The organism is Rhodococcus sp. UNC363MFTsu5.1 (assembly GCF_000686785.1).
Classification (GTDB): domain Bacteria; phylum Actinomycetota; class Actinomycetes; order Mycobacteriales; family Mycobacteriaceae; genus Rhodococcus_G; species Rhodococcus_G maanshanensis.
This window is the reverse complement of record NZ_JMLO01000058.1, coordinates 1-3,410: the sequence shown is the minus strand read 5'-3', so window position 1 is coordinate 3,410 and position 3,410 is coordinate 1. Positions and strand designations below refer to the sequence as shown.

The following is a 3,410-nucleotide window of genomic DNA, read 5'->3' as shown; positions in this document are numbered from 1 at the left end:
GATTCGGGGCGGCAAGGTCTACCACTACAAGGACTCCAAGACCACGAAGGCTCAAGACCTGGTGTCCTACTACTTCCGGGCAGCGAGCGGACCGGTTGAGCGCGGTGAAGGTGGCGCCGGCGTCTCGATGCTGTTCTACGTCGGCAAGCGACAGCGCCGAGACGTGGACAACTTCGTCAAGCTCGTTCTGGATGGACTCACCGGATACGCATGGAAGGACGACTCGCAGGTCACCGAGATATCGGCCAAGGTGATCCACGGGTCCGACTCGCCGCGCAGTGAAGTCCACGTCTACCCGACTGACGACCTGCCCGACAGGTTCCGCAAGGAGTGCGAGCGGTGCGGGAAGGGGTTCCAGTGCCCGCCCGCGCACCAGCCGACCCGTCGATTCTGCTCACAGGAATGCAGGACTGAGCACGTTCGGATGAAGCGTGAGCGGACCTGCGAACAATGCGGCACCACCTACCGATCCGCGACCGGCAAGCAGGGCGGGACGCAGAGGTTCTGCTCAACCGACTGCAAGTACGCGCACGGTCGCGTGGAGGTCACCTGCGCTGGCTGTGGCACCAAGTTCGAGAAGCAGCGTTCGGCGAACAGGGCAGGTAACACGTACTGCACCGACGAGTGCCGAGCCTCGCGGTGGCGAGAGCACCGCAAGAAGGCCGCCAAGGGCACGTGCGTGGACTGTGGTGGAGCGACGAGCAAGAAGTCCTACGAACGGTGCATGGCCTGCCGAATCATCAACGACCGCAACACGCGAGCCCCGAAGGAGTACGTCGCATGACCAACGACAACTTCACCGCCGAGGAGTATCGGACCGCTCAGCGAGTGTTGGCGTCCGACCGCACTCGTGGCGACCTGGCAGGTATTGCCGTCTGGTGCGGCCAGCAGGCTGATCGTCTTGATGCCGCCGAGGCCCGCGACACCGAAGCCGAACAGCTGGCACGGGTCATGTGCAACGACTCGTTCGACTTCGACACCGCATGGGACGAGGTGAACGACGCCACTCGAAGGAAATACCTCCGCTACAGCGCGTCCGCCCTCGATCATCTGGCGTCGCGCCTGGCCCCCGACAACGGCATCACCCTGACCGCAGACGAAGCGGCAGACCTTCGCGAGGTTCTGCGGTGGTGCGGTCGGCGTAACAACCCTGGGGCAGAGCAGGAGTTTTGCGTGAACCAAGCAGCTCGTCTCCGTGCCCGGTTCGCGCCCACCGAACAGGCCGAGCCGAAGCCGATCGGCTGGTACCGAACGATGGACCCCGACTTCGCCACCAAGCACTTCGGGTTCCCGACGCCAGTCGCTGCACGCTGGACCGCAAGTGACGGTGGCGCATGGGCGTGGTGCGAGATGCCCGGCTACTGGGAGCTGCGCGAGTACGGCACCCCCGAGGTTGCGGGTGGTGTCCTGTGACGCCGTTGGAGGTACTCGCCGCACACCAGCTCGGCACGTACGGCGTCGACTGCGAATGCGGCTGGCAGGGCGACGAGAAAGCGCGTGCCGAAGCCCAGCGCGCCGACCACGCCGCCCATGTCCTCGACGCCCTCGCGAAGGCCGGGCACGAAGTCGTACAGGCGGTCTCGATTGAAGAGCGCTGGGTGCCGGTAACCGAGTCCGGCGAACGGTGGGCTCCGCGTAGCCGCGACAGGGCTGAGGAAGCGATGCGCGACTGGCCTGTTGGTGGCGTGTTCGAGCAGAGCGGTGAGCCGTACGACGGCATCGTTCGCGTCGTCCATGAACGCCGCGTGACGACGGACTGGGAGCCGGTGGCCGCTGCTGCCGCCGAGACGGGAGGGAAAGCATGAGCGAGCAGTGCGGACGATGCGGAAGCCCCGCCGAGGGCGTTCCAAAGGGCAAAGGAGCACTCACCACACTCCGCCTTCACACGAAGGCCGTGACCATGCGCCGACACCTGCGGATCACCATGTTCCGCTTCGCTCCCTGGACCGAGAATCCTGCCGATCAAGTACGCGCCACGTACAGCGACCTCCCGCTGTGTCAGGCGTGCGTGCGCGCCGTGTTCACATACGCGACCACGAGACCGTCACTGGCCGAGGGAGGGAAGGCATGACCGCCCCGACGTTCTACCAGCTGGCGATGGATTCAGTTCAGGAGTTCATGGTCGAGAACGGGTTCAATCCCCGGGATCCGCAGGTGCAGCGGATGCAGCGAAAGGTGAACGGGCTGATCCGTTCGGCGTTCCTGCTTGGCCGCGAGGGCATGTCGCTCAACGAACCGCTGATCCCTGAACCCACCCCGAAGGAGGCTTTGTGAGTATCGATGAGACCCGCGCCCGCGAGGAGGCGGCGGTAGATCCGGCGTTTGCTGCGATCAGGGACGTCCTTCGCCGGTCGCTGCCCCCGCGGGTCGAGAAGATCCTGGCACGGTCCGCGCCATCCACGATGTCTTACTGCGCGGAGGCCGTGCTGAAGCACTTCGACACCCTGGCTGGGCTGCTCGGCTACGTGAAGGCCGACACCATCACCACGGTCGAGGAGCTGGACGCGCTGCCGTTCGGTTCCGCAATCGTGGACGTAGCCGGTGTGGTCCGCACCAAGGAGCGTCGCCACTCGCGGTTCCCGGGCGGCTGGGCCAGTGCAGGCAAGGACCCCTGCCCGACGGCGCTTCTCGCGGACGGCCGTCCACTCACGGTCCTGTTCCAGCCTGAGGCCGCCCCTGTCCCGTCTGACCCCGACACCACCAGGAGAACACGATGAGCGAAGTAACCATCTACGGCGCGTCCGATGACTGCGTTGAGTTCGAAGGCGCGATCAATGACGAGTTCTACGCCCACGGACCGTGGGTCGGGCGTCTCGTAGCGCCGGACGGTGACGAGCTGATCGTGCGTGCCGAGTTCTGCAAACCTGGCACGGACGCGGAATGGACGCTGTCGGTTGAGAACTCCGGCACCTGGCCGTCGTGGCCGATCCGATTCACCGAACGCCCCGACCGCGACAGCGATCCCGCCATCGTCATTGACATTCCGGATGGAACCCGCATCGTGGAGGTTTCGCGGTGAGCGCGGACCTGGACCTCGACGCAATGTTGCAACTCCTCCTCTCCGGGCACAACCCGACGCGAGTGGACGCCATCGCTCTGCTCGACCGCGTGAAGACCGCCCAGCAGGAAGCGAAGCAGCTCAACAAGCTTGTCGGGCGGTACGAATCGGCGATGCTCGCCAACGCAGATCGCGCCAACTCGGCTGAGGCGCGGCTCGCCAAGGTGCAGGCACTACTGCCGCGACCGGAAGACGTCGAGCACCGGTGCGACAGCGGGGACAACCTTCTGATCCCCGTGGGGATCCTCCGTGAAGCCCTGTCTGCGAACCCTCCCGCCGCGCCCGCTGATGTCGACCCGTTGGAGCGGATCGCGAAGGCCGGACTCGACATCTACCGACGCACTCGGGGCGG

General features: G+C 65.7%; 7 protein-coding genes. All 7 read left to right on the top strand.

What is annotated here, in order from left to right; all coding sequences use genetic code 11:
• The coding region (locus BR31_RS30125) for a RusA family crossover junction endodeoxyribonuclease (protein ID WP_037178335.1) at positions 1-784 on the top strand (784 nt) is incomplete at its 5' end.
• Positions 781-1,413 carry a hypothetical protein gene (locus tag BR31_RS0125010; protein ID WP_027503344.1) on the top strand — a complete coding sequence of 211 codons (633 nt, stop codon included), beginning with the start codon at positions 781-783 and terminating at the stop codon, positions 1,411-1,413. The genes BR31_RS30125 and BR31_RS0125010, both read left to right, overlap by 4 nt.
• Positions 1,410-1,805, top strand: coding sequence for a hypothetical protein (locus tag BR31_RS30120; protein ID WP_037178333.1), 396 nt, complete (start codon positions 1,410-1,412; stop codon positions 1,803-1,805). The genes BR31_RS0125010 and BR31_RS30120 overlap by 4 nt, the downstream gene beginning before the upstream one ends.
• Before the next feature lie 262 nt (positions 1,806-2,067).
• Positions 2,068-2,274: a hypothetical protein gene (locus tag BR31_RS0125000; protein ID WP_027503343.1), complete on the top strand. Its 207-nt coding sequence runs from the start codon at positions 2,068-2,070 to the stop codon at positions 2,272-2,274.
• The gene (locus tag BR31_RS0124995; RefSeq protein ID WP_027503342.1) at positions 2,271-2,717 is read left to right on the top strand and encodes a hypothetical protein; all 447 of its coding nucleotides are present in this window, start codon (positions 2,271-2,273) and stop codon (positions 2,715-2,717) included. Before BR31_RS0125000 ends, BR31_RS0124995 begins: the two co-directional genes overlap by 4 nt.
• Complete coding sequence (locus tag BR31_RS30115; protein ID WP_051637737.1) at positions 2,714-3,019, top strand: hypothetical protein; 306 nt, start codon at positions 2,714-2,716, stop codon at positions 3,017-3,019. Before BR31_RS0124995 ends, BR31_RS30115 begins: the two co-directional genes overlap by 4 nt.
• Positions 3,016-3,410 (top strand): hypothetical protein (locus BR31_RS30110; RefSeq protein WP_037178331.1); only part of this gene is annotated, 395 nt, incomplete at its 3' end. The genes BR31_RS30115 and BR31_RS30110, both read left to right, overlap by 4 nt.

What these genes read in the sequence shown, in the direction of transcription:
- BR31_RS0125010 (WP_027503344.1), top strand. Translation starts at nt 781, where the DNA reads ATGACCAACGACAACTTCACCGCCGAGGAGTATCGGACCGCTCAGCGA.
- BR31_RS0125000 (WP_027503343.1), top strand. Translation starts at nt 2,068, where the DNA reads ATGACCGCCCCGACGTTCTACCAGCTGGCGATGGATTCAGTTCAGGAG.
- BR31_RS30115 (WP_051637737.1), top strand. Translation starts at nt 2,714, where the DNA reads ATGAGCGAAGTAACCATCTACGGCGCGTCCGATGACTGCGTTGAGTTC.